The sequence below is a fragment of the Thermosipho japonicus genome, from assembly GCF_014201655.1.
GTDB classification, from domain to species: domain Bacteria; phylum Thermotogota; class Thermotogae; order Thermotogales; family Fervidobacteriaceae; genus Thermosipho; species Thermosipho japonicus.
Genome location: NZ_JACHEX010000003.1, coordinates 150,009 through 171,274, shown reverse-complemented (window position 1 = coordinate 171,274; position 21,266 = coordinate 150,009). Strand labels below are relative to the sequence as shown.

Sequence of the window (21,266 nt, the reverse complement as noted above, 5' to 3'; positions counted from 1 at the left end):
AGTGAAGAATGAAACTTGCAATAGTTTGTGGAACGAGGCCAGAGGTTATTAAGGTTGCACCAGTTTATTTAAAGACGAAAGAGATGGGGCTTGATGTAAAATTAATTGCAACCGCACAGCATAGACAGATGATGGATATGATGCTTAATGTATTTTCCATCAATCCAGATTATGATTTAAACATAATGATTGAAAATCAAACACTTAATTTGATTTCATCTCGTATATTTTCTAGAATTGATAAAATTTTTGAGAGAGAAAAATTTGACTGGCTCTTTGTTCAAGGAGATACTACAACTGCAATGACAAGTGCCATTGCGGCATTTAACAGAGGAGTAAAGGTTGGACATATAGAGGCAGGCCTAAGAAGTAACAATTTGAAAGATCCATTTCCTGAAGAGATGAATAGAAGAGTTATTGATCAAGTATCAGACCTAATGTTTGCTCCTACAAAAAATGCATATGAAAATTTGAAAAGGGAAGGATACGATGATGAAAGAATAAAAATAACAGGTAATACCGTTGTTGATGCACTATGCTATGTAAAGAACAGGTTTGATCTTGAAAAAATTAGAAAAAGTTTGATTGATGTTAAAGACTATGTTCTTGTAACGCTTCATAGAAGAGAGAATTGGGGAGAGAAGATGAAAAAAATATTGAGAGGTATAAAGAGGTTTTCAGTTGAGAAAAATATACCAATAGTGTTTCCTATTCATTTGAATCCAAAGGTTAGGAAAGTAGTTAATCAAGAACTGGGAGATTTTAAAAATGCAAAATTGTTAGATCCAGTAGGTTATGTTGAATTTTTGAGTTTACTCTCTGGAGCAAAAATAGTAGCTTCTGACAGTGGTGGAATCCAGGAAGAAGCTCCAAGTTTTGGAAAATTTGTGGTTGTCTGCAGAAATACAACGGAAAGGCCGGAACTAATAGAAAGTGGATATGGAGTTCTTGCTGGTACTGAAGAAGATTCAGTCTATAAAAGTTTAATTGAAGGTCTTGATAAAGAATTGAAATTTGATAATCCATTTGGTGATGGAAAGGCATCGGAAAAAATACTATCTGCTGTGATATAATCATTTACGGGTGGTGAGAAGGTATGGAGAGGATGTATGTTTTAATTGGAGTTTCTGCAATTTTAATAGCAGGCCTTTTATTCTTAATGTTTTCAAAAACAAGTGTTATAGAATTTTCCGGGGTTGTAGTAAGAGAAATCCCGAAAAATTCTATAATTGTTGAGAAAGATCTTGCTGTAGCAGAGAGGATCAAAAAGTTATATGAAGAAGGTAATCTTTTCGTTTTTGAAGGTAGTGTGACATTACCTCAAAGAGATGAAAATAAAGCTTGGCAGCAGGCTGCAAATAAGGCAAGGCAAGAACTTGCAGCATTTTTAGGTACTAAGATAACATCTGATAGTTCTTTAAATGAAAAAATTTTTGGAGTAAGATCAGCTTTTGGATATGAACAAGATGTGAATGTGGTTGTTAATAATTTTGTTGTAAGTTCAAAGGTTATTGCAAAATGGAAAGTCCCCGTGAAAAAAGGATTTTTTGAGTATCACGTTCTTGTGTTTTATGATCCTGATTTGATCGAAAGTGTTAGTAAAAAACAGCAACAAAGTATGCAATTATACTTTGTTGTATACGATGTAAAAAAAGGTAGAGTTATAAAAATTGAAAGAGTAGACGATATTGCTCGCTACAAGGAAAAGTTTGAATTTGCTAGAAAAAATGGAAAAGTTGTTATATTTGAAGTGAAAAACAAGAAGGTATTTATAAAAGGTGATATTGAAATTGGAAAGATCGTAAAAAATGCAAATCTTGAAGATGGAAAATACAGACTTTTATATGTGAGAAACAAAGAGTATATTTATGCATTTATTTTAAAGGGGGAATAACGTGGAACATCATATTTATGCGATATTAATTGGTTACTTTTTGGGAGCAATTCCTTTTAGTTTTCTGATTGGGAAATTGAGAGGTATTGATATAAGGAAAGTTGGAAGTGGAAATGTTGGTGGAACAAATGTCTTAAGAAGTGCAGGTGCATTTTACGGAGCACTTGCCTTTTTTCTTGATATTTTAAAGGGGTATTTAGCTGTCATTTTTGTAAGTAGCCTTGGAATTAATGCAATGCTACTTTCTGGAAGTTTTGCAGTTTTTGGGCATTGTTTTCCTATATATTTAAAATTTAAAGGTGGTAAAGGTGTTGCTACAACATTTGGTGTTTTTCTTGCAATAAATCCATGGAGTGGGTTGGTATTTTTTCTCATTTGGCTTTTAATAGTAATTTTTACAAAGTATGTTTCCCTTGGTTCTATAATAGGGCTTTTAGGTGCGTCAATTTTTACATTTTTTATTGGAAAAGATTATTGGGTGATTTTTCTTGCACTTTCCCTCTTTTCAATGCTCAGGCATAAGGAAAATATAAAAAGGCTTTTAAATGGAAATGAAAGAAAGACGGATGTTGTTAAATACTTTTTTGGAAAGGGGAAAAAAAATTGAGAAAAATCCTTCCTCTGATATTTTTGTTAATTTCCGTTATATCATTTTCTATTTTAACTGAAGAGCAAAGCAGGGCTTTTTTAAGTGAGGCTATAAAGCTTTGGAGTGAAGGAAAATATGCAGAGGCAAGTTTAAAAATGGATGATGCAATGACTGGAAGTATTTCTGCAAGGGAAATACCTTGGTTTTGGTATGTTAAAGCAAAGATAGATATTTATAACGATCAAGTTGATGCAGCACGTGAGAATTTGAAAACACTTTTAACTATTACTAATATTCCAGAAATAATGGAGCTGTATAAAAAAATAGAGGTTTTTAACTCCCCTGAAAATTTCGAGGTGAAAGATTATAAACTAAAATTTGTAAATAGTGTTTCTGGGAAAGAAGGTCTTACAGAGTATTTTTATTCCCCTGTAGGCCTTGCTGTATACGGTGAAAAAGTTTATGTGATCGACAAAAAAAATAAAAGGCTTATTGTTTTAGACGATTTTAAAATTTCGAATATAATTAAACTTCCATATAATCCAAGGAGTATAGCTGTAGATTCTTTTGGGAAAGTGTTTATTTCATCTGAGGATTCTATATATACCCTAGAAGATCAGAAACCAATCTACACAGGTTTAAAAAGTCCTATAATCGCCGGAGTTGACAGAGCTAATAGATTAGTTGTTGTTGATGCTTCAAAGATTTATATCTTTTCAGATGGTGTGATTGAAAAAAATCTTCCGCTTCCAACAATTGCACTAGATTGTGATATTAATTATGAAAATTTGTATATACTAGATGCATTTTCAAATCAGATATTAGTGTATAATCTTTATACACTTGAGCTAAAGGATAAAATAAAGTTAAAAGATAAAATTTGGAGTTTTGAAGTAACTCCTGCAGGCCAATTAATATATTTTGACGGAAATAAGATAATTGCAGGAGAAAGTGAATTTAAAATTAATTCATCTCCGATGTTTATTGAATATTCTTATCCACACCTTTTTGTGATTGATTGGAAGAGTGATATGATAAATTGGTATTTATTAAAAGATGATCTTCCTATTTTTGTTAAAGTAGAAAGTTTTGAAACAAGTGATGCCACATTAACTGCACATGTATGCCTTGAGGATTATTTTGGTGACGATATATACCTTGCTAAAGATTTTTTAAATATATATGAGGAAGATGTCAGAGAATTTGCACAAATTGAAGGAGAACAAGACACAATATATCCAACAACTGAAATTTCAAAAAGTCTTTTAACTGATAGATTTCTTGGAAAAGTAATTGTAAAAAATGATAGGTGGAAATTTACGGGAGGAGCTCCAATTGAGTTTGAAAAGAGAGGGAAATTTAAATGGAAGATTACATACAACTATGCAAAAATATTTCCTTTACCGCTTGTAAAGGTATCTGTGAAATTTGAAGTTGCAGATGAAAAATTTACTGATATATTTGTGTATACGGAGGAAGTTGTAAATGGTGGAGAAGCTAATAAAGGCGATTGAATTGTCAAAGCAAGGAAAATTTGATGAGGCCGAAAAAATTTACAGAGAACTTATAAAAGAAAATGTACCTGAAGCGTATAATAACCTTGGAAATATATATAGAAGAAGAGGTTTAATTGCAAAGGCAATAGAGTACTACAAGCAAGCGTTACAGATAAAGCCGGATTTTGCAGAGTGTTATTTTAACATGGGCTGTGCGTTCATGGAAATAGATAATTATTCTCTTGCAATATTTAACTTTGAAAAGGCTGAAAAGTTGGGATTTAGGGATTTTGAGCTTAATGTGCAACTAGCACTATGTTATCTTGCAACTGGAAATAATAGAAAGGCACAAGAGCGAATGAAGGATGAAAAAGTTCGCCAGGAAGTTTTAAAATATATTGAGGGGTGAAACCATGGCTGAATTAGAGCACTACCTTCGACCTTTATATGATTATTGGTATTATTCATTGATTGCTGGTATTTTTCTTCTTTTTGCTGCGAAATTTGTTGAAAAGTTATCTGTTGCAATATTTGGGTTTATAATTGGTATTAACATGTTATTTCCAGCAATAGTTGCGAGAGTTCCGCAAATTAAGGAATGGCTTTCGAATCCAACGTATTACCAAATTTCAATGGTTGTTTTTGGTGTTATTGCTGCTGCGGTTTTGTATGCAATATATAAATCTATAACATTTATTTTTGGATTTTTAATAGTTGGAGCTCTTGGATATTATTTAGCAAACTTTATAATTGGTTATTTTGGAATTACACTATCGTTTGAGCCATTGTATTTATACGCAGGTGTTGCAATTGTTCTTGGAATATTAGGTGGAATTGTAACTTATAAAAAGAGTGCAGAGGTAATAGGTATTTTATCTATTCTTGTAGGTGCTGGAACTATTTCTGCAGTTATAATTGGCTTTATTTTAAGGGGCAATTTTTCAAAAGTGAATGAACCATTATTTTCTTCTATAGCGATAGTTATTTTTCTAATTCTTGTAGTATTAGGATTTGTGATTAATTTTAAAAAGAAAAAAGAATAGTTTTTGGAGGTGAATTGTTTTGAGACTTTCAATTAATTGGCTAAAAGATTTTGTAAATATTGAAAAGAGTGCAGAAGAGATTGCTGAAAAGCTTAGTTTAACGGGAACAAATGTAGAAGAAATAATTAATCCTTTCGATGTTGAAGGAAAAATAGTTGTTGGAAAGGTAATAGATGTTGAAAAACATCCTAATGCAGATAAATTAATTGTATGTAAGGTTGACGTTGGTGATCAAATAAAAACGATTTTAACCGGAGACCTCAGTGTTTCCAAGGGAGATACAGTGCCAGTAGCACTTGAAGGTGCTAGACTTTTTGATTTAAAGATTGTTCCAAGAAAGATGCGTGGAATATTGTCTGAAGGTATGATGTGTTCTCTTCAAGAGTTAGGTCTTGAAGAAAAATCAAGTGGAGTGTATAAGTTTAAAGAAGAAGTAGAGCCGGGAACGGATGTAGTTGAATACTTTGGATTAAAAGACAAAGTACTTGATATAGAAATTACACCAAATAGACCTGATTGTCTCAGCGTTATAGGTATTGCAAGGGAAGTTTCTGCAATTTATGATGTTGATTTAAATTTGAAAGATAAGAATATAGATGGAAAAGAAAAATTTCCAGTTGAAATAAGAATTGAAAGTGATGGTTGCTATAGGTATACTGCAAGGGTTATAAGAAATGTTACAGTAAAAGAAAGCCCAATGTGGCTTAAAAAAAGACTGATTGCAGCTGGATTAAGACCAATAAACAACATTGTTGATATCACAAATTATGTAATGCTTGAAACTGGGCACCCGGTGCATGCATTTGACTTGAAAAACGTTCCAAAGATAGTTGTAAAAGATGCAAAAGGTGGAGAAGAGATACTACTTTTGGATGAAAACAAATACAAGCTTTTGGGTGGAGAAGTATTGATTACTGACGGTGAAAAGATACTAGCACTTGGTGGAGTAATGGGCGGAGAAGAATCAGGAGTAAAGGAAGATACAAAAGACATTCTCCTTGAAGTTGCTATGTTTGATCCTGTTAGGATAAGAAAAACATCAAAAGCACATGGAATTATAACAGATTCTTCTTATAGATTTGAAAGAGGTGTAGATCCAAACGATGCAATGTATGTTATAAATAGGCTTACAGAGCTCATTTTAGAGCTTTCCGGTGGAACACCTACTGATATTCTAGATCTTTATCCAAGAAAAATTGATAGAACTGAGATCGATTTTGATTTTAATTTTACAAACAAGGTTGTTGGAGAAAATATTGAAGAAGATGTACAAAGAAAGATTCTAAATAGATTGGGTTTTGAGGTAGAAGGTAATAAAGTATTTGTTCCAACGTATAGGTATTTTGATGTTACAAGACCTATCGATCTTGTAGAGGAAATTTCAAGAATATACGGGATGGAAAAGATAGAAAGTGAACCTTTTAGGATATTGATAAATAGCAATTCAAGAAGTAAAAATCAAAAGCTAAGATATAAATTAAAAGATGCTTTAAAAGCGGAAGGCTTTTTGGAGGCAATGAATTTGTCTTTTGTATCAAATGATATAGTAGGCAAATGGAACTTTACCGGTTTTAGTGTGAGAATTTCAAATCCAATTAATGAAGAGATGGCTGTTATGAGACCATCATTACTGTATGGGCTTCTTGATTCTCTTTCGTATAATTACAAAAGACAAAATAGAGATGTAAAGCTATTTGAAGTTGGGAAGGTATTTATTGAAGAAAACGGCCAACCTAAAGATGTTGAAAAATTAGCGTTTGTTGCAACGGGAAGAATTAATAAAAGAGATTATACAGATCAAAGAATGATCGATTTTTATACCTTTAAAGGTTATGTTGAAAATTTAGCCGAAGAGTTCAACCTAAAATTTGAATTTGAACCAGCAGAAGTTGAGGGATTTGTTCCTACAAGGTGTGCAAAGATTCTTTTAAATGGTCAAGAAATAGGTGTTATGGGAATGCTCGATGATGAGATGGTGGATAAATTCTACGATGTAAAAGATGAAGTTTACGTGCTAGAATTATTAACCCAACCTTTGTATGAAAATTACGTGGAGATTCCAGAATACAGGGAAAGTTCACAATTTCCATCTGTAAGACGTGATGTTTCACTTCTTGTTCCAAATAACTTTTTGATGGGAAAGGTAATTGAAGGTCTTTATAAGTATAAATACGTTGAAGAAGCTGGGATATCTGATGTTTATGCTGGAAAAGGAATAGAAGAAGGATACAAGAGTGTGACTGTTTATTGTGTGTTTAGAGCAGAAGATAAAACATTAAATGAGGATGAAGTAAATAAGATCTGGGAAAAGATCAAGAAAGATTTGATATACAAATATCCATTGAAATTGAGATTTGAGGAGGTCTGATATGAAATCAGGATTTGTCGCACTTGCTGGAAAGCCAAATGTGGGAAAATCTTCTATTGTTAATGCGATAGTTGGTAAGAAAATTTTAATTGTTTCAGATAAACCGCAAACTACGAGAAATAGAATAAATGTTATACATACTAGTGATGATTTTCAGATAATTTTCGTAGATACACCTGGAATACATAAGCCATTGTACAGGCTTGGAGAATACATGGTTAAGGCAGCAGTAAGTGCACTAAAAGGTGTTGATTTAATCTTGACCGTTGTGGATGCAAAAGAAGGAATTGGAAAACCGGAAAGGTTTGTCTTTGATTATGTAAATCAATCAAAGACAAAGACTATAGGTGTAATAAATAAAATTGATCTTGTAGATGCTAAAAAGGTTGAACAAATTTATAATGAAATGAAGAATAGTCTTGAAAATTGTGTGGACATAGTAAAGACCTCTGCTGTAAGGGGAGAGGGAATAAAAGAACTTTTAGATCTAATTGTTGAAAACCTTGAAGAGGGACCTCAGTTCTATCCTGAAGATATGATAACTGATAGACCTCTATCTTTTATGGCATCTGAGATAATAAGGGAAAAGATTTTTCATCATACATATGAAGAGGTTCCACATTCTGTTGCTGTCATAATAGAAGAAATAAAAGAAAGAGATAATGGGGTGTTGTACATACGTGCAAATATATACGTTGATAGAAATAGTCAGAAGGGAATTATTATTGGTCATAAAGGAAATATGATAAAAACAATTGGTCAGGAGGCAAGAAAAGAAATAGAATATCTTGTTGGTGGTAAAGTTTTTCTTGATTTACATGTAAAGGTGAAAAAAGATTGGCGTAATAAGGACTTTATTATATTAAATGAAATTGGAATGAGGGATGATTTGAAGGATTAAATATGAGGGTATGTATAATATATGATACTAAAAGAAGATCGACGGAGCTTTTTGCTAAGTGGATAAAAGAAGCTTTTCAAGAAAATGGTGCAGTTGTAGATATTTTTAAAGTTAATGAATTCAATAATGATTTTTCATATGATCTGTTTATTGTTGGCTCTCCTATTTACTACGAAAAACCTTTAAAGAGCATAACTGATTTTCTACAAAAATATTCGGATAAATTTAGTACAAAAAATGTAGCTTTGTTCATAGTATGCATGGCCCAGATTTTTGGAAAAGCAGGTAAGGTATATATTGAAAAGCAATACCTAAAAGTCCTTGAAAGTAAAGTAGAAAATCTAATGTTTAAAAGTGCCGTGTTTAAAGGATGGATAAGAAAGGTAAATTTAGAAGAGAAAAAAGAAGTTTTTAAATGGGTGAATAGTTTAATTGAAAAACTTGAAGGGGAGGTGTAAGGATATGCAAAATTTTGTGTTTTATAACCCAACAAAACTTGTCTTTGGAAAAAATACCGTCGAAAAGATAGGAGAATATTTAAAAAAAGATAACGTTAAAAAGGTTCTTCTTCTTGCAGGTGGGGGTTCTATTAAAAAGAATGGAGTATATGAAAAGGTAGTAAGATCACTTGTGGAAAATGGTGTTGAAAAAGTGGAAGTTTGGGGAGTAAGACCTAATCCAGTATTGTCTAAGGTAAAGGAAGCAATTTCTGTTGCAAAAAATGAGAATGTGGATGCAATACTTGCGGTTGGTGGTGGTAGTGTAATAGATAGTGCAAAAGCGGTTGCAGCTGGTGTAAAATACAAAGGAGATGTTTGGGACTTTTATTCCGGAAAAGCAAAGGTAAAAGAAGCTATGCCTTTGTATACAATATTAACTCTTTCTGCAACTGGAACTGAAATGAATGGTAATTCTGTTGTAACAAACGAAGAAACACTTGAGAAATTTTCTTTTAGTTCAATTCACGTTTATCCTAAAGTCTCTGTAGTTGACCCGGAAGTGCAATATACATTGCCACAAAATCAACTTGTAAATGGCGCCGTTGATGCTATATCACATGTTATGGAATATTACTTTGATGGTGAAGAAGTTTCTTTAACAGATAGAATTGATGAAGGTATAATTAAGACTATAATACAGACTACAGAAGTTTTACTTGATGATCCCAAAAATTACGATGCCAGGGCCAATTTTGCCCTTTCTACTACCCTTGCTTTAAATGGGGTATCCGGTCTTGGACATAAAGGTGGAGATTGGTCATCTCACGCTATAGAACACGCTCTTAGTGCACTAAATCCTAATGTAGCTCATGGTGCAGGACTTGCTGTAGTCTTTCCTGCATGGATGAAATATGTGTATAATCAAGTACCAGAAAGATTTGCCCAATTTGGTGAAAATATCTTTGGATTGAAAAATTGCAAACCCGAAGAAGCAATTAATGCACTAAGTCAATGGTATAAAAAAATAGGGGCACCAACAACTTTGAAAGAACTTGGTTTTAAAGAAGAAGATATTGAAAAATTAACCGAAATTGCATCAAAAATGGCTCCTATGGGTAAACTAAAAAAGCTTGAAAGAGATGATATTAAAAAGATATTAGAAATAGCATATTAAGGTTCCAGCAAGCGCTGGAACCTTTATTTAATCTATTGTGTGGTATAATAACTCTAAAAGGGGGTATTTATTAAATGAAGGTTTTATACGCACAATCAGGTGGAGTAACCAGTGTTATCAATGCATCGGCATATGGAGTTTTGGATGAAGCTAAAAAAGCTGGACTTGAGGTATATGTTGGTATTCATGGAATTTCTGGAGTTTTAAGAGAAAATCTTTTAAGGATAAATGACATTGATATAGAAGGTCTTAAATATACGCCTTCAGCAGCTTTTGGTTCTTGTAGGAGGAAACTCAAAAATCAGGAGGATATCAATAAATTATTTGAAATTTTTGAAAAGCATGAAATAGAGTATTTCTTTTATAACGGTGGAAATGATTCTATGGATACAGCATGGAGGTTGCATAGCGAAGCTCAAAAAAGAAACTTTCCACTCAAGGTTATAGGTGTTCCAAAAACTATTGACAATGATTTGCCTTATACTGACCATTGTCCAGGATATGGTTCAGCTGCAAAGTATATAGCAACTGCAATGATGGAGGCTACTCTTGACTTGAAAAGCATGTATGCTGATTCCACACGTGTTTTTGTAATGGAAATAATGGGAAGGCATGCTGGTTGGCTTGCGGCTGCTGCTGGACTTGGCTGGTTAAACGGTATAGGACCAGATATTATTCTTTTCCCGGAAGTTGTTTTTAATAAAGAGAGATTTCTTGATAAGGTAGATGAAACAATTAGAAGAAAAGGCTATTGTTCAGTAGCGGTTTCTGAGGGTATAAAGTACGAAGATGGATTTTTTGTTGCTGATATGGGATATACGGATAGTTTTGGAAATAGACAACTTGGTGGTGTAGGATTTACAATCGCAGGTATGGTAAGATCAGAGCTTTCTTTGAAGACTCACGTTGCAATACCTGATTATCTTCAAAGAAGTGGAAGGCATATAGCAAGTAAAACGGATGTTGAAGAAGCAGAAGGTGTTGGAAGAGAAGCAGTAAGGTTAGCACTTTCTGGTGTCTCAGGAGTAATGGTAACTATTGAAAGAATAAGTAATGATCCATACAAGGTTGAATTTAAAACTGTAGAATTGAATAAGGTTGCAGAACAGACAAAGTATCTCCCAGAAGATTTTCATAACGAATTTGAAGTGACTGATAAATTTATAGAGTATGCAAAACCGTTAATTGAAGGAGAATTTTTCCCACCATTTAAAAATGGTCTTCCTGATTATTTGGTAATTGAGGAGGTAGAGCAACAATAGCCTTTGTTGTATTTTCAATTTTTCAGATATTGTTTGTATTTACACTTTACCTTATTAAAAAAACAAGATATACGTTATTTATAATTCCGCTGTCTTCTATATATCTTTTATTTCAAAGGTTTGATATTGTTTTAAATGGATATGGAGGAGTCCATCTTGTTATGGATTCTTCCTCTTTTTATTTTATTCTAACCAATATTGTGGTTACTATTTTGGTTTCTTTTCAAATATTTAAATATGCAAATGAAAATACATATTTTTTCTTTTCTCTTTTGCATCCTATTTTGAATCTACTTTTTATTTCTCACGATTTATTTAATATTTACGTTTTGCTTGAAACAATAACTTTGCTAATAACCCTTTTAATACTGTCATCTGAAAAGTTTGAGCATAAACTTACTGCATTAAAATACATATTTGCAAGCTCTCTTGCAATGAGTTTTTATCTTATTGGAGTTGGTATGTATTATTATGTCAATGGTACTTTTGATATACTAGATGTTAATGGTTTTCCAGGTTTTTTAATAAAGGCGGCTCTATTTTCAAAATCGGGTATTTTTTTGTTTGGAATGTGGCTTCCTGAAGTTCATTCCAATGTTGAGCCTGAGGTTTCTGCCATGCTTTCAAGTATATATACTCAATCCGCGCTTTTTCCACTACTTAGAATATCCAGTGAAAATGAGTTTTTTATTGTTGGAATAATAACATTTCTTTTTGGAGTGTTTTTTTCAATTATATCTTCAGATTTAAAGAAGGTTCTTGCCTATAGTTCAATGTCTCAAATTGGATTGATGCTTTTAAACCCATTTTTTGCACCTCTTTATGCCCTTTCTCATGGGATTTCTAAAGCAATACTGTTTTTAACAACAAGATATCAAAAGAGGGATTTGAGAATAAAAAGAGAAGTTAATATTCTTTTATTTTTAACTATGTTTATTTGTTTGCTATCTCTTTCAGGTTTTTCCCTAACATTGGGTGGTTATGTAAAAAGTAAGATGATTCATGGATTGTTTTCATATTTAATTTCGTTTTTATCTTCCATTTATGCAGGCAAGATGTTAAAAGTAAAAATTGATTTTAGATTTGAAAAAAAATTTATTTATTTGTTTTTAGCATCACTTATTTTAATTTTCCCATATTTTAACTTAAAGTCGTTTGTTGTAATTTTGGGAATGTTGATTGGGGTTTTGTTAAATATAAATTTAGATTTATCATTTACTACTGAAACTATATTAACTTTGATGACATTTTCTGTTTCTATCTTTTCACTCTTTGGAGGGGTTATATGGTAGATTTTATTCCACCGTTTGTTATTATCTTACTTTCTATATACGGGCTTTTGTTTAAAAGACATATAATTTCCAAAATTATAGCGTTGGATGTTTTAAATACTGGGGTTGTGTATTTATTTGTTATCATAGCTTCAAAAGCTGGTGAATATTATCCTATAAAGACCGAAGGCGTTAAAAGTTATGCCGATCCATTCCCACAAGCAGTTATTATTACATCCATTGTTATTGGTTTTGCCACTCTTTCACTTCTTTTAATGATTAGCATGCTTGTTGTTGAGAAAAAGAGAAAAACAGACATTGTGAAAATCGAAAAAGATTAATTTGGAACTTTTCACAATCTTTTCTTTTTTATTTTTGATAAATTTTGTATAATTTTCTTTGGAAATATTTCCAAAATGGAAGGAGGATGCTTATGAAGAAATTTTTAATTATTTTAATTCTTGCACTTTCTCTTATTTCGTTTTCTAAAGTTTTTGTTGAAGACGGAAAAGTTGTATTTACATTTAACGAAGCGTTAGATGCAAAAGTAGTGTATCTAGCTGGGACTTTTAACAATTGGTCTCCTAATACACTTGCTATGGAAAAAGTGGATGGTGTTTGGAAAGTTTCTCTTGAACTTGAACCAGGTACTTACCAATACAAGTACGTTATTGAAGGAAAAAATTGGAAAGAAGATAGTGAAGCTCCAGGATATGTAGATGATGGTTTTGGAGGAAAAAATGGTATATTTACTTTGGTTGACAAAGATGGAACACTTGTTGTTTTAGAAGAAAAAGTTGAAAAACCAAAACTTAGAATCAATGAAGACTTTGATCCTGAATTGATGTTTGTTGATGAAGAAGGATATGTTGTAATTAGATTTAAATATGATGGACAGGCAGATTATGTAACAATTGCGGGGAATTTTAACAACTGGGATGCACAAGATATTGAATGCTACGAAGTCGATGATGGATTATGGGAAGCTGTACTTGAACTTGACGAGGGACAATACCAATACAAATTTGTTGTAAATGGCAGTGAATGGGTTGTTGATAAAAACGCACCTGCATTTGTAGATGATGGATTTGGTGGAGAAAATGGATATTTTGAAGTTTTCAAAAAAGATGGAAAATTAATGGTTGGGTTAAAGGATAAATAATTATTGATTTTTTACAGTGAAATGTAAATAAGAGTATGGCACGAACTACTTGAATGTGTAATTAAAACTAAAAAACACAATGGTTTGAAACAAAAAGTTTTGCATTATAATTTATAAATCTTGTAAAGCTCCAAATCCTAAAAGAAGGGATTTGGAGCTTTTTTATTAGACAGTATAGGAGATAATAAATTGGGTATAGAAAAATATATAAGAAAAGAAGTCTAAAAGCTTTTGGAGGTGGTACCTTGAAGCGAATAACTCTAAAGATTTTTTGGATAATTTCCGTGTTTTTTTTGCTAATGTCTTGTGCAATAAGTAATTCTAATGATAAATTTAATATTAATATAAAAGCACCTGATGTTGCGGAAGCTTCTAAAGAAGTTGATTTAATCGTTGATGGAGATATAATAGGTGCCAAAAATGTTGTGGTTGAAATTTCAAATGAATATAATGAAAAAAACATTTTGCAATTGAAAAAGATTCCAGATAGTACGAAAGTTATTTTTGAAAAACCTGGTAAATATTCCGTTATGGCAAAAGCATTGTCGTTGATTGATGGAAAAGAGTATGTAGATTACAAACCGAAAATATTTGTGTATGATCCTGAAAAGCCTCTTGTTGATGGGATAACCATAGTTCCGGGTACTATTTTCACCGATGATGATGTTATATTACATTTATATGCAAATACATCTAATCCGGAAGTTAAGGTTGAAACAGTTGGCCTTTCAAGATATGGAAAGGAAGAAATTTCAATGACTACAAAGCCAGGGGATATATTTTTGAATGTGGGGAGTTTTTCTGATGACGGAGATAAAGAGTTTTTTGTAAAAGTCGATAATCTTGTTGGCATGGAGTATGCCACAAAAGTTAATTTGAAAGTTTATCCTATTGATAAGGAGCCCCCAACGATTATTATTAATTCAAAATTTTCATATCCAACAAATTCAAATATTCAGGTATATGTAGACATCTCAGATGATGTAAAGTTATCTAGTTATGAAATATACTTAGATGGTGAATTAAAGTTAGAAGATACGGTTGATCAAGAAGAGATGAAAAATATACCAGTTCAAATTGGAAAATTAAGTCCAGGTGATCACTCATTAATAGTTAAGGCAACAGATTGGTTGGGTAAAAAGACGATGACAGGTAAGAGAATTCTTGTAGGAGATACTTACCTTAATTTTGAAATAGCAATATCAAATGAAACAAACCTAATACCCGGTCATTCAACTATCATTTCTGTTGTTCCGACAGAAGAAGGTATAAATTTCAAAAAGATAGTTTATTTTATTGATGGAAAAGAATATAAGAGATTTGATGGGGATGTTCAGACATTTGTTGAGTGGACTGTTGAAGAAGGAGAGCATTATATCACTGTTTATGCGGAAGACGAAAATGGAAGAGCAGGTATTAACGAAAGATTTATAAGTGTAAATGATAATAGTGCACCAAGATTGATATCAATGAGCGTTAATGGTGAAAAGCTTGACATATCTAAGACAAATAATATCCCATTGGGAATGAATTCTATAAGTGCTTGTTTTATGGATCCTGGTGGTATTTCAAAATACGCTACCCCTATTCTTTATATAAGAGAAGATCATTACTCGGATTATTATGATATTTTGGAGATGAAGCTTTCAGAAATTTCTCCAGATGAAAAGGAAGCAACATTTACTATAAATACTTCGATTGGATATGGTTATTTTTATTTCTTTGTCAAAGGTGTCTCAGATAAAGAAGGAAATGAATACCAAGGTGAGGATGTATTTACAGTTATAACAGGATATTAATTTTTGCGGAGGTGTTTTATATGAAAAAATTGACTTTACTTTTGTTTTTGGTTTCTATATTTGCTTTTTCACTGAATATAAGTACTCTATGGGATAGTGATTATATTGAGCTTCCCATGACTGGTTATGTTCAAGGATCTGGTATTGCTGTAAAACAAACCGGAGATATTCACATAATTACAAAAGATGGATATTATTATGTCATAAATAGATTGGGGAATATTACAGGAAAATATGGAACTCCTGAAGAAAGAGGATGGAAACACATTAGCTATCCTGTTATTGTAAGCAGTAACTATATAGTTTATGTTACATCCGACTATGATGGAAAAAGTAGAATTTATTTTAGGAGTAATACAACTTCAAATTATTACGAATTATCCGGGAATATTTCGCGCTCTTTGACAGCGTTTTTAGATGGAAATAACATCCATGTTTATGTGGGACTTGGCAGCAGCACTTTTAATGGTGTTTATCATATAGTTTATGATACTGCCGCTGGTACCGTAACTACTACCAATGACAATTATCAAACTGAAGGCCCTGTAGAGATTGCACCTATTTTATCACCAAAAAAGGATTCACTTTTCGTTTTAGATTCAAAAGGGAATTTTTATAATATTGCTTTGGACGCTTCATATGATTTTGATACAACAACTGTTAATGCTATAAAGTTGGGTGGTACTTTTGAAACTCCGATGGCATACAGTGAAGGCTTTATATATGCCATTAGTAGAGAAGGTATACTATATAGAATACCTCCCGAGGGAACAAACTCTGATGTTGATTTTATAAAACTTGGAAGCTCAAGTATGGCTGCGGGAGTATTAGTTGATTCCAAAAATTATATTTATGTGTTTGATGATCTAGGAACAATTCATATTGTACAAGCTGCTGATGATTTGTTGAAGCAAACTAGTTATTCAGTTGTTTCAGATTTTGAAGGATATAGATTTGCAACTACTCCGCTTCTTTTCAAAAAAAGTGATGAAAATAAAATTTATATGTTTGTGCTTTTAAACAATGATCCAGAAAAGAAAGGAAAAGTTGTTATATATTCCATGGATTATGATACATACGAGATTTCTAAAGAATGGGAAAAAGATATAGATGATACTTTTCCTTTAATTGGTTCGCCTGCAATGGTGCCCCTTTCCTCTATAAATGAGGAAAACTATATTATTGCTTTTTCTACAACACATGATAGAATTTATGCCTATCTTGTTGATGCAAAAGGTCCTTATGGTTTCTGGGCAATGGAGGGTCAAAACTCATATAGAACAGGGTTTGTAGATTCTAATGCTCCTACATTTAGGACTAGTATAACTCTTGTTACAAAAGATAGATTTTCAGGACTTGAGCTTTCAAAAGAAAATTTAAACGATGCTAATGGAAAATATGGTCTTGTTTATGATGCAACAGTTGTTTCCATAGCAGATAGTGGAGATATATCAACATATACCACCGAAGAATATGTGACCAATCCTAATACAAATAACAGTGATCAACAAGCTAATGATAAAATTCCAAGTGGTAGAGCAGGACTTGACAAACTCCTTGTAAAGTTTTCTACGGATACAACTTTAACTCTTTTATTTAACGATAGCTTTATTAAAAATATTACAAATGATGTAATTCCAGCACCTATTGTTGATGCTACATATTCTTTTAGGCAATTTTCTTCAGGAATACCAGGGTATGAAGCACCATACCTTGAGAGTAAGGAAGCTACAATCATTTTTGGTTACGATGATAAAATAGCAGAGGTTCTTGCTGATTCTACATTTGCGATACTTGTTAAATATAATTTTCCAAGTAGTGATGCAACAGAACTTTTAGAATTTGGAAAGGATGAAACATCTAAAACGATTGATGCATATAATTCATCTAAAGTTTCAATACCTTCTGGAACTTTTGCATATAAATGGAAAGTTTACCAATGGGATGATAATTTGCAAGGATATAGTGTTTATGATTATAAATCGATTGATAAGTTAACTTTAGGTGTGGATGATACTAAGAGAGCTCCTACATACGTTGAAATTTACTATACCGATCTTCCAGGGACTGTAACTTTTGTAGTACCTATGTATGCAGAAAGTGAGACAAGAGCGTTTATTTTAATAGATGCAGCAAAGGGAGCACTTTCAAGCACATTATATGCAACACTTACAAGCCCTGAACTTTCAATGACACTTTCTACAGTTACATCAGTTGAAGTTGATCCAAACTTTAGTGAAGAAGAACTATTAACTAAACTAGATGAAAATTATATAAAAATGGTTTTTGTTGAAAACTCTCATACAGGAATATCGACAGATACAAGAGTTGCTACGATATCTCTTTGGCTTAAATTTGATGAACCAGCACTGCTTTATTTCCAAAATGAAGCAAAATTCTTTGATCTTTTCAATATAGAATTGTATACACAATTGAAAAATAACCCTGTTGAGAAAGAGTTGTATTCGAAGAATAAGTTTATAGCTAACAAATATTTGACTTTACCTGGTGATTTCAATTTAGATGGTGTAGTTGACGACGATGATTATGTAATGTTTAGGACAGCATTGATAAATTATGTAGAAAATGGAGTGTATGATCCAAAGTATGATATAGGGCCACGTAAAGATTTTTCACCACCAAATAGAGGTTTTATACCTGGTTTTTCAGAGAGGGATGGAAAAATAGATGAAATGGATTTAAACGTTTTCCTAGTCATGTTTGGTTATACACCACCTTCAACTGATATTGAGTATTCGGGAAATTAAGGGAGGGATTGTTATGAAGAAGAAAATAATAATTTTTATAAATCTAGTTTTGATATTAATTTTAAGCAGTTGTGGATTATTAAATACATCTAATTCAAGTGTTTCAAGTATTAAAACTTATGTTGAAATATATGATGAATATGGAAATAGAATTTTTGTGGATGGTAAAATAAATGGGTATCCAATAATTCTAAAGGATGGTCAAACTGGTGTTTCGGTAAAAATTTCTGAAATAAAAAGTTTATCTTTAAACACGCAAATGTTTAATTATAACTATAACCTTGAGGGTGGTAAAGTTAAAATTAATTTGTTTAAAAAATCGAATTTGAGTAAAAACACTGTTGAACTTCAAAAACAGCTAGATGGAAGTATAATTGTTTATACCTATAAAGTTAACAAATCTAAACTGAATATATGGCTTGATAATTTACTTGAAGAAAGTTGGGCAAAAAATACCAGTGTAAAAAGTATTATATCTTCAGATGAAAATATAATTGCTTCAAATTATCTTATTTCTATTTTGAAAAGTTCACCGATCGGGACAGGTTATTTTAAGACCGGAGCAAAAGGTGATGTTAGAATAAAAAGTGTAGTTTTAAAATAGTAAATATTATAGTTACAATAATACCGCTCCTAAATGGGGCGGTATTATTTATTTATCAATTAAATATCAATTATGTAATTTTTATTTAATATAATGTAACTAAAAGGTGTTTTTTATGGTGTTTTTGATTTTAAAAGTTTTAGCTTTTAATGGATTTTGTAACTTTTTTTGATGAAATGTAAATTTGATTAAAAGTAAAATTAATAAAAAGAGTGTACAATAAAAAATGAGACATAGCAAATGGAGGTGAAATAAGTGGCAAAAAGCGTTAAGATTCTCTCTCAAATTGAGCTAATAAAGTTAACCTCCTCCGGAAATTCTGAAGCAAAAAAAGAGCTTGAAAAAAGATTAAAAGATATGGTGAACAGTGATGAAAAACACAAAAAAGGTAAATCTTGAAGCTGTTGATTTTTCAGGTTTTTCCAATAATGTTCCGCTTTTTGAAAACATTACTTTTTCGTTAAAAGAAGGAGAAATTCTTGTCCTTTACGGTCCACGTGGCTCTTCAAAATCTGCCCTTCTACGCTCTTTTTCACGTTTGAACGAGGAAGTATACGATGATATTAAATATACGGGTAGCGCTTTTGTTTGTCAACAAGATTTATTTTCCTATAGCATCAAAGAAATTAGAAACCTTGTTTTGTATGTTGATACTAATTTCTTTGAGGCTCTTGATTACTTGAGCTTTGGTGAATTTTTGGAGCTTGCTACAGGTAATGAAATGCTTTCTTTTGATGATTACATACCCCTTTTGGATGATTTTGGGATTTTAAAGGCATTAAGTGATAAGTTTAATACAAAGCTTTCTACATTTTATGTACTTGAAAAAATTTCTGCCCTCCTTTTTGTAGCCTATCTAAAAAAATCCAAGGTGATAATATTGGATTGTATTCTTGATCACCTTGATGATGAACATTTGAATAAAATTTCCAAAATTTTAAGAAAAAGCGTAGTTTCAGAGGAAAAATCACTAATAATTGCAACGCGTTTTTTTAAACGCTTCTTGCCTCTTGCTGATTTGTTTATTTCCATGAAAAATGGTAAAATTGAATTTAGGGGAGAGCCAAGAGAGTATACGATTGCGAGGTGATATTTTGGCTGTTTTATCAGTTTGTATGAATCCTGCATTAGACAGGGAGTTTTATATTAATGATTTTAAGATCGATAAATTGCATAGACTCTCTTTTGAAATGTCCAAAATGAGTCCTGGTGGAAAGGCAATTAATGTCGCTATAGATTTGTCATCTTACGGTGTTAAAACGATAGTTACGGGTTTTATTGGAGGTTATATTGGAAATATAGTACTTACTGAACTTAGAAAAGTTTCAGATTTGATAACTACAAATTTTGTCCATATAGATGGTGAAACAAGGGAAAATATTGCTATTATAGATGAAACAACTCACACTTTTACGGAGATAAATTCTGCAGGGCCCAGGGTTCCAATAGAGGACATTGACCATTTTTTAAGAAGATTTTCTCTAATAGTTTCTAGTGCTGATGCAGTTGTTATCTCTGGAAGTCTTCCTCAAGGTGTTCCAAACCAAATATATGGTGATTTAACAAAGATCGCCCTTAAACATGGAAAAAAGGTTTTCTGGGAGACAAAAGATGAAATAATCCAAGAATCTTTGAAGATTTCTGCACCTTGTATTTTAAGGCCTGATTTTAGAAAAGATAAGGTTTTGTTTGGAAAAGAATTGGTAACTCAGGAAGATTACATTGATGCAGGAAAAGAGCTTATAAAGTATGGAATAAAAATGGTAGTCCTCTCGTATAAAATAGATTACGATATAGTGGTTACTCAAGATGGTGTGTGGTTTTTAAAGCCTCTTGTTGATGTAGAGCATTCACACCTTTTGGGAACAGGGGACACGTACATGGCGGCTATGGTGTATAAATGTTTTAAATCTGATAATTTAGTTGATATAGCAAAGTATGGTTATGCTGCAGCACTTGCAAAGACGTGGTATAGAGCAAAGGTTCCACCTAAACTTGAAGACATAGAAGAAGCCTTTGAAAAATTTAAGATTGAGAGGGTGGAGTAAGATGAAAGTTAAAGATTTTTATATAAGAGATATAACCGCTGTTTTAGAAGATGAAAGTGTTTCGAGGGTGCTGAAAATTCTTTCTAGACAACAAGTTACTGGAGTTCCAGTTATAAATGAAGATTACAAGGTGGTTGGATTTATAAGTGAAAATGATATAATTCGTGCAGCACTTCCAAGTTATTTTTCGCTTTTACAAACAGCTTCATTTATTCCTGATTTAAATCAGTTTGTTAGAAATCTGAAGAAAATTTCTAATAGAGCTGTTTCTGAGATCATGACGAAACCTGCTATTACTATAAAAGAATCGACACCACTTTTACATGCTGCTGATTTGATGATAAGACATAGCTTAAAAATTTTACCTGTGGTGGACGAAGATGATAAATTGCTTGGTGTAATAACAAGGATGAAGATTTTGGAAGCGGTTAGCAGGGAGGACTAATT

21 protein-coding genes are annotated in these 21,266 nt (G+C 32.0%); all 21 read left to right on the top strand.

Going from position 1 to position 21,266, the window contains the following annotated elements:
• Window positions 1-8: 8 nt before the first annotated feature.
• The 21 genes from wecB (at window position 9) to HNP65_RS06510 (ending at window position 21,264) form a co-directional block, all read left to right on the top strand.
• Complete coding sequence (wecB, locus tag HNP65_RS06610) at window positions 9-1,073, top strand: non-hydrolyzing UDP-N-acetylglucosamine 2-epimerase (protein ID WP_184619497.1); 1,065 nt, start codon at window positions 9-11, stop codon at window positions 1,071-1,073.
• 23 nt (window positions 1,074-1,096) lie between these two features.
• Window positions 1,097-1,894 (top strand): hypothetical protein, encoded by a 798-nt coding sequence (locus tag HNP65_RS06605; RefSeq protein ID WP_184619496.1) that lies wholly within the window; start codon window positions 1,097-1,099, stop codon window positions 1,892-1,894.
• Between the two features lies 1 nt (window position 1,895).
• Complete coding sequence (gene plsY / locus HNP65_RS06600) at window positions 1,896-2,501, top strand: glycerol-3-phosphate 1-O-acyltransferase PlsY (protein WP_184619495.1); 606 nt, start codon at window positions 1,896-1,898, stop codon at window positions 2,499-2,501.
• Entirely contained in the window at window positions 2,498-3,997 is a 1,500-nt protein-coding gene (locus tag HNP65_RS06595) for an NHL repeat-containing protein (protein WP_184619494.1), read from the top strand. The genes plsY and HNP65_RS06595 overlap by 4 nt, the downstream gene beginning before the upstream one ends.
• Window positions 3,969-4,388 (top strand): tetratricopeptide repeat protein, encoded by a 420-nt coding sequence (locus HNP65_RS06590; RefSeq protein ID WP_184619493.1) that lies wholly within the window; start codon window positions 3,969-3,971, stop codon window positions 4,386-4,388. Before HNP65_RS06595 ends, HNP65_RS06590 begins: the two co-directional genes overlap by 29 nt.
• Window positions 4,389-4,392: 4 nt before the next feature.
• Window positions 4,393-5,022 carry a hypothetical protein gene (locus tag HNP65_RS06585; protein ID WP_184619492.1) on the top strand — a complete coding sequence of 210 codons (630 nt, stop codon included), beginning with the start codon at window positions 4,393-4,395 and terminating at the stop codon, window positions 5,020-5,022.
• A 19-nt stretch (window positions 5,023-5,041) separates the two neighbouring features.
• Window positions 5,042-7,390 carry a phenylalanine--tRNA ligase subunit beta gene (gene pheT / locus HNP65_RS06580; protein WP_184619491.1) on the top strand — a complete coding sequence of 783 codons (2,349 nt, stop codon included), beginning with the start codon at window positions 5,042-5,044 and terminating at the stop codon, window positions 7,388-7,390.
• A gap of 1 nt (window position 7,391) precedes the next feature.
• Entirely contained in the window at window positions 7,392-8,291 is a 900-nt protein-coding gene (era, locus tag HNP65_RS06575) for a GTPase Era (protein ID WP_184619490.1), read from the top strand.
• 2 nt (window positions 8,292-8,293) lie between these two features.
• A complete protein-coding gene (locus tag HNP65_RS06570) occupies window positions 8,294-8,749 on the top strand; it encodes a flavodoxin domain-containing protein (RefSeq protein WP_184619489.1) in 456 nt (151 codons plus the stop codon).
• A 4-nt stretch (window positions 8,750-8,753) separates the two neighbouring features.
• Window positions 8,754-9,905, top strand: a complete 1,152-nt coding sequence (locus HNP65_RS06565) for an iron-containing alcohol dehydrogenase (protein WP_184619488.1) — start codon at window positions 8,754-8,756, stop codon at window positions 9,903-9,905.
• 74 nt (window positions 9,906-9,979) lie between these two features.
• Entirely contained in the window at window positions 9,980-11,167 is a 1,188-nt protein-coding gene (locus HNP65_RS06560) for a 6-phosphofructokinase (RefSeq protein WP_184619487.1), read from the top strand.
• Between the two features lie 161 nt (window positions 11,168-11,328).
• Window positions 11,329-12,459 carry a proton-conducting transporter transmembrane domain-containing protein gene (locus HNP65_RS06555; protein WP_246348212.1) on the top strand — a complete coding sequence of 377 codons (1,131 nt, stop codon included), beginning with the start codon at window positions 11,329-11,331 and terminating at the stop codon, window positions 12,457-12,459.
• Window positions 12,453-12,779 carry an NADH-quinone oxidoreductase subunit K gene (locus HNP65_RS06550; protein ID WP_184619485.1) on the top strand — a complete coding sequence of 109 codons (327 nt, stop codon included), beginning with the start codon at window positions 12,453-12,455 and terminating at the stop codon, window positions 12,777-12,779. Before HNP65_RS06555 ends, HNP65_RS06550 begins: the two co-directional genes overlap by 7 nt.
• Window positions 12,780-12,871: 92 nt before the next feature.
• Window positions 12,872-13,600, top strand: coding sequence for an early set domain-containing protein (locus HNP65_RS06545; protein WP_184619484.1), 729 nt, complete (start codon window positions 12,872-12,874; stop codon window positions 13,598-13,600).
• 245 nt (window positions 13,601-13,845) lie between these two features.
• Entirely contained in the window at window positions 13,846-15,399 is a 1,554-nt protein-coding gene (locus tag HNP65_RS06540; protein WP_184619483.1) for a hypothetical protein, read from the top strand.
• Window positions 15,400-15,419: 20 nt separating this feature from the next.
• Window positions 15,420-18,167 carry a hypothetical protein gene (locus tag HNP65_RS06535; RefSeq protein ID WP_184619482.1) on the top strand — a complete coding sequence of 916 codons (2,748 nt, stop codon included), beginning with the start codon at window positions 15,420-15,422 and terminating at the stop codon, window positions 18,165-18,167.
• Window positions 18,168-18,180: 13 nt separating this feature from the next.
• Window positions 18,181-18,771: a hypothetical protein gene (locus tag HNP65_RS06530; protein WP_184619481.1), complete on the top strand. Its 591-nt coding sequence runs from the start codon at window positions 18,181-18,183 to the stop codon at window positions 18,769-18,771.
• Between the two features lie 255 nt (window positions 18,772-19,026).
• Window positions 19,027-19,170 (top strand): hypothetical protein, encoded by a 144-nt coding sequence (locus HNP65_RS06525; RefSeq protein WP_004100797.1) that lies wholly within the window; start codon window positions 19,027-19,029, stop codon window positions 19,168-19,170.
• Window positions 19,142-19,861: an ATP-binding cassette domain-containing protein gene (locus tag HNP65_RS06520; protein WP_126993220.1), complete on the top strand. Its 720-nt coding sequence runs from the start codon at window positions 19,142-19,144 to the stop codon at window positions 19,859-19,861. Before HNP65_RS06525 ends, HNP65_RS06520 begins: the two co-directional genes overlap by 29 nt.
• 4 nt (window positions 19,862-19,865) lie before the next feature.
• Window positions 19,866-20,819: a 1-phosphofructokinase family hexose kinase gene (locus HNP65_RS06515; RefSeq protein WP_184619480.1), complete on the top strand. Its 954-nt coding sequence runs from the start codon at window positions 19,866-19,868 to the stop codon at window positions 20,817-20,819.
• 1 nt (window position 20,820) lies between these two features.
• On the top strand, window positions 20,821-21,264 hold the full coding sequence (locus tag HNP65_RS06510) for a CBS domain-containing protein (RefSeq protein ID WP_126993222.1): 444 nt from the start codon (window positions 20,821-20,823) through the stop codon (window positions 21,262-21,264).
• Window positions 21,265-21,266: the final 2 nt, after the last annotated feature.

Excerpts from the sequence above, each read along its gene's own strand:
- wecB (WP_184619497.1), top strand. The coding sequence starts at position 9 with ATGAAACTTGCAATAGTTTGTGGAACGAGGCCAGAGGTTATTAAGGTT.
- HNP65_RS06605 (WP_184619496.1), top strand. The coding sequence starts at position 1,097 with ATGGAGAGGATGTATGTTTTAATTGGAGTTTCTGCAATTTTAATAGCA.
- HNP65_RS06590 (WP_184619493.1), top strand. The coding sequence starts at position 3,969 with ATGGTGGAGAAGCTAATAAAGGCGATTGAATTGTCAAAGCAAGGAAAA.
- HNP65_RS06585 (WP_184619492.1), top strand. The coding sequence starts at position 4,393 with ATGGCTGAATTAGAGCACTACCTTCGACCTTTATATGATTATTGGTAT.
- era (WP_184619490.1), top strand. The coding sequence starts at position 7,392 with ATGAAATCAGGATTTGTCGCACTTGCTGGAAAGCCAAATGTGGGAAAA.
- HNP65_RS06570 (WP_184619489.1), top strand. The coding sequence starts at position 8,294 with ATGAGGGTATGTATAATATATGATACTAAAAGAAGATCGACGGAGCTT.
- HNP65_RS06565 (WP_184619488.1), top strand. The coding sequence starts at position 8,754 with ATGCAAAATTTTGTGTTTTATAACCCAACAAAACTTGTCTTTGGAAAA.
- HNP65_RS06560 (WP_184619487.1), top strand. The coding sequence starts at position 9,980 with ATGAAGGTTTTATACGCACAATCAGGTGGAGTAACCAGTGTTATCAAT.
- HNP65_RS06555 (WP_246348212.1), top strand. The coding sequence starts at position 11,329 with ATGGATTCTTCCTCTTTTTATTTTATTCTAACCAATATTGTGGTTACT.
- HNP65_RS06550 (WP_184619485.1), top strand. The coding sequence starts at position 12,453 with ATGGTAGATTTTATTCCACCGTTTGTTATTATCTTACTTTCTATATAC.
- HNP65_RS06545 (WP_184619484.1), top strand. The coding sequence starts at position 12,872 with ATGAAGAAATTTTTAATTATTTTAATTCTTGCACTTTCTCTTATTTCG.
- HNP65_RS06535 (WP_184619482.1), top strand. The coding sequence starts at position 15,420 with ATGAAAAAATTGACTTTACTTTTGTTTTTGGTTTCTATATTTGCTTTT.
- HNP65_RS06530 (WP_184619481.1), top strand. The coding sequence starts at position 18,181 with ATGAAGAAGAAAATAATAATTTTTATAAATCTAGTTTTGATATTAATT.
- HNP65_RS06520 (WP_126993220.1), top strand. The coding sequence starts at position 19,142 with ATGAAAAACACAAAAAAGGTAAATCTTGAAGCTGTTGATTTTTCAGGT.
- HNP65_RS06510 (WP_126993222.1), top strand. The coding sequence starts at position 20,821 with ATGAAAGTTAAAGATTTTTATATAAGAGATATAACCGCTGTTTTAGAA.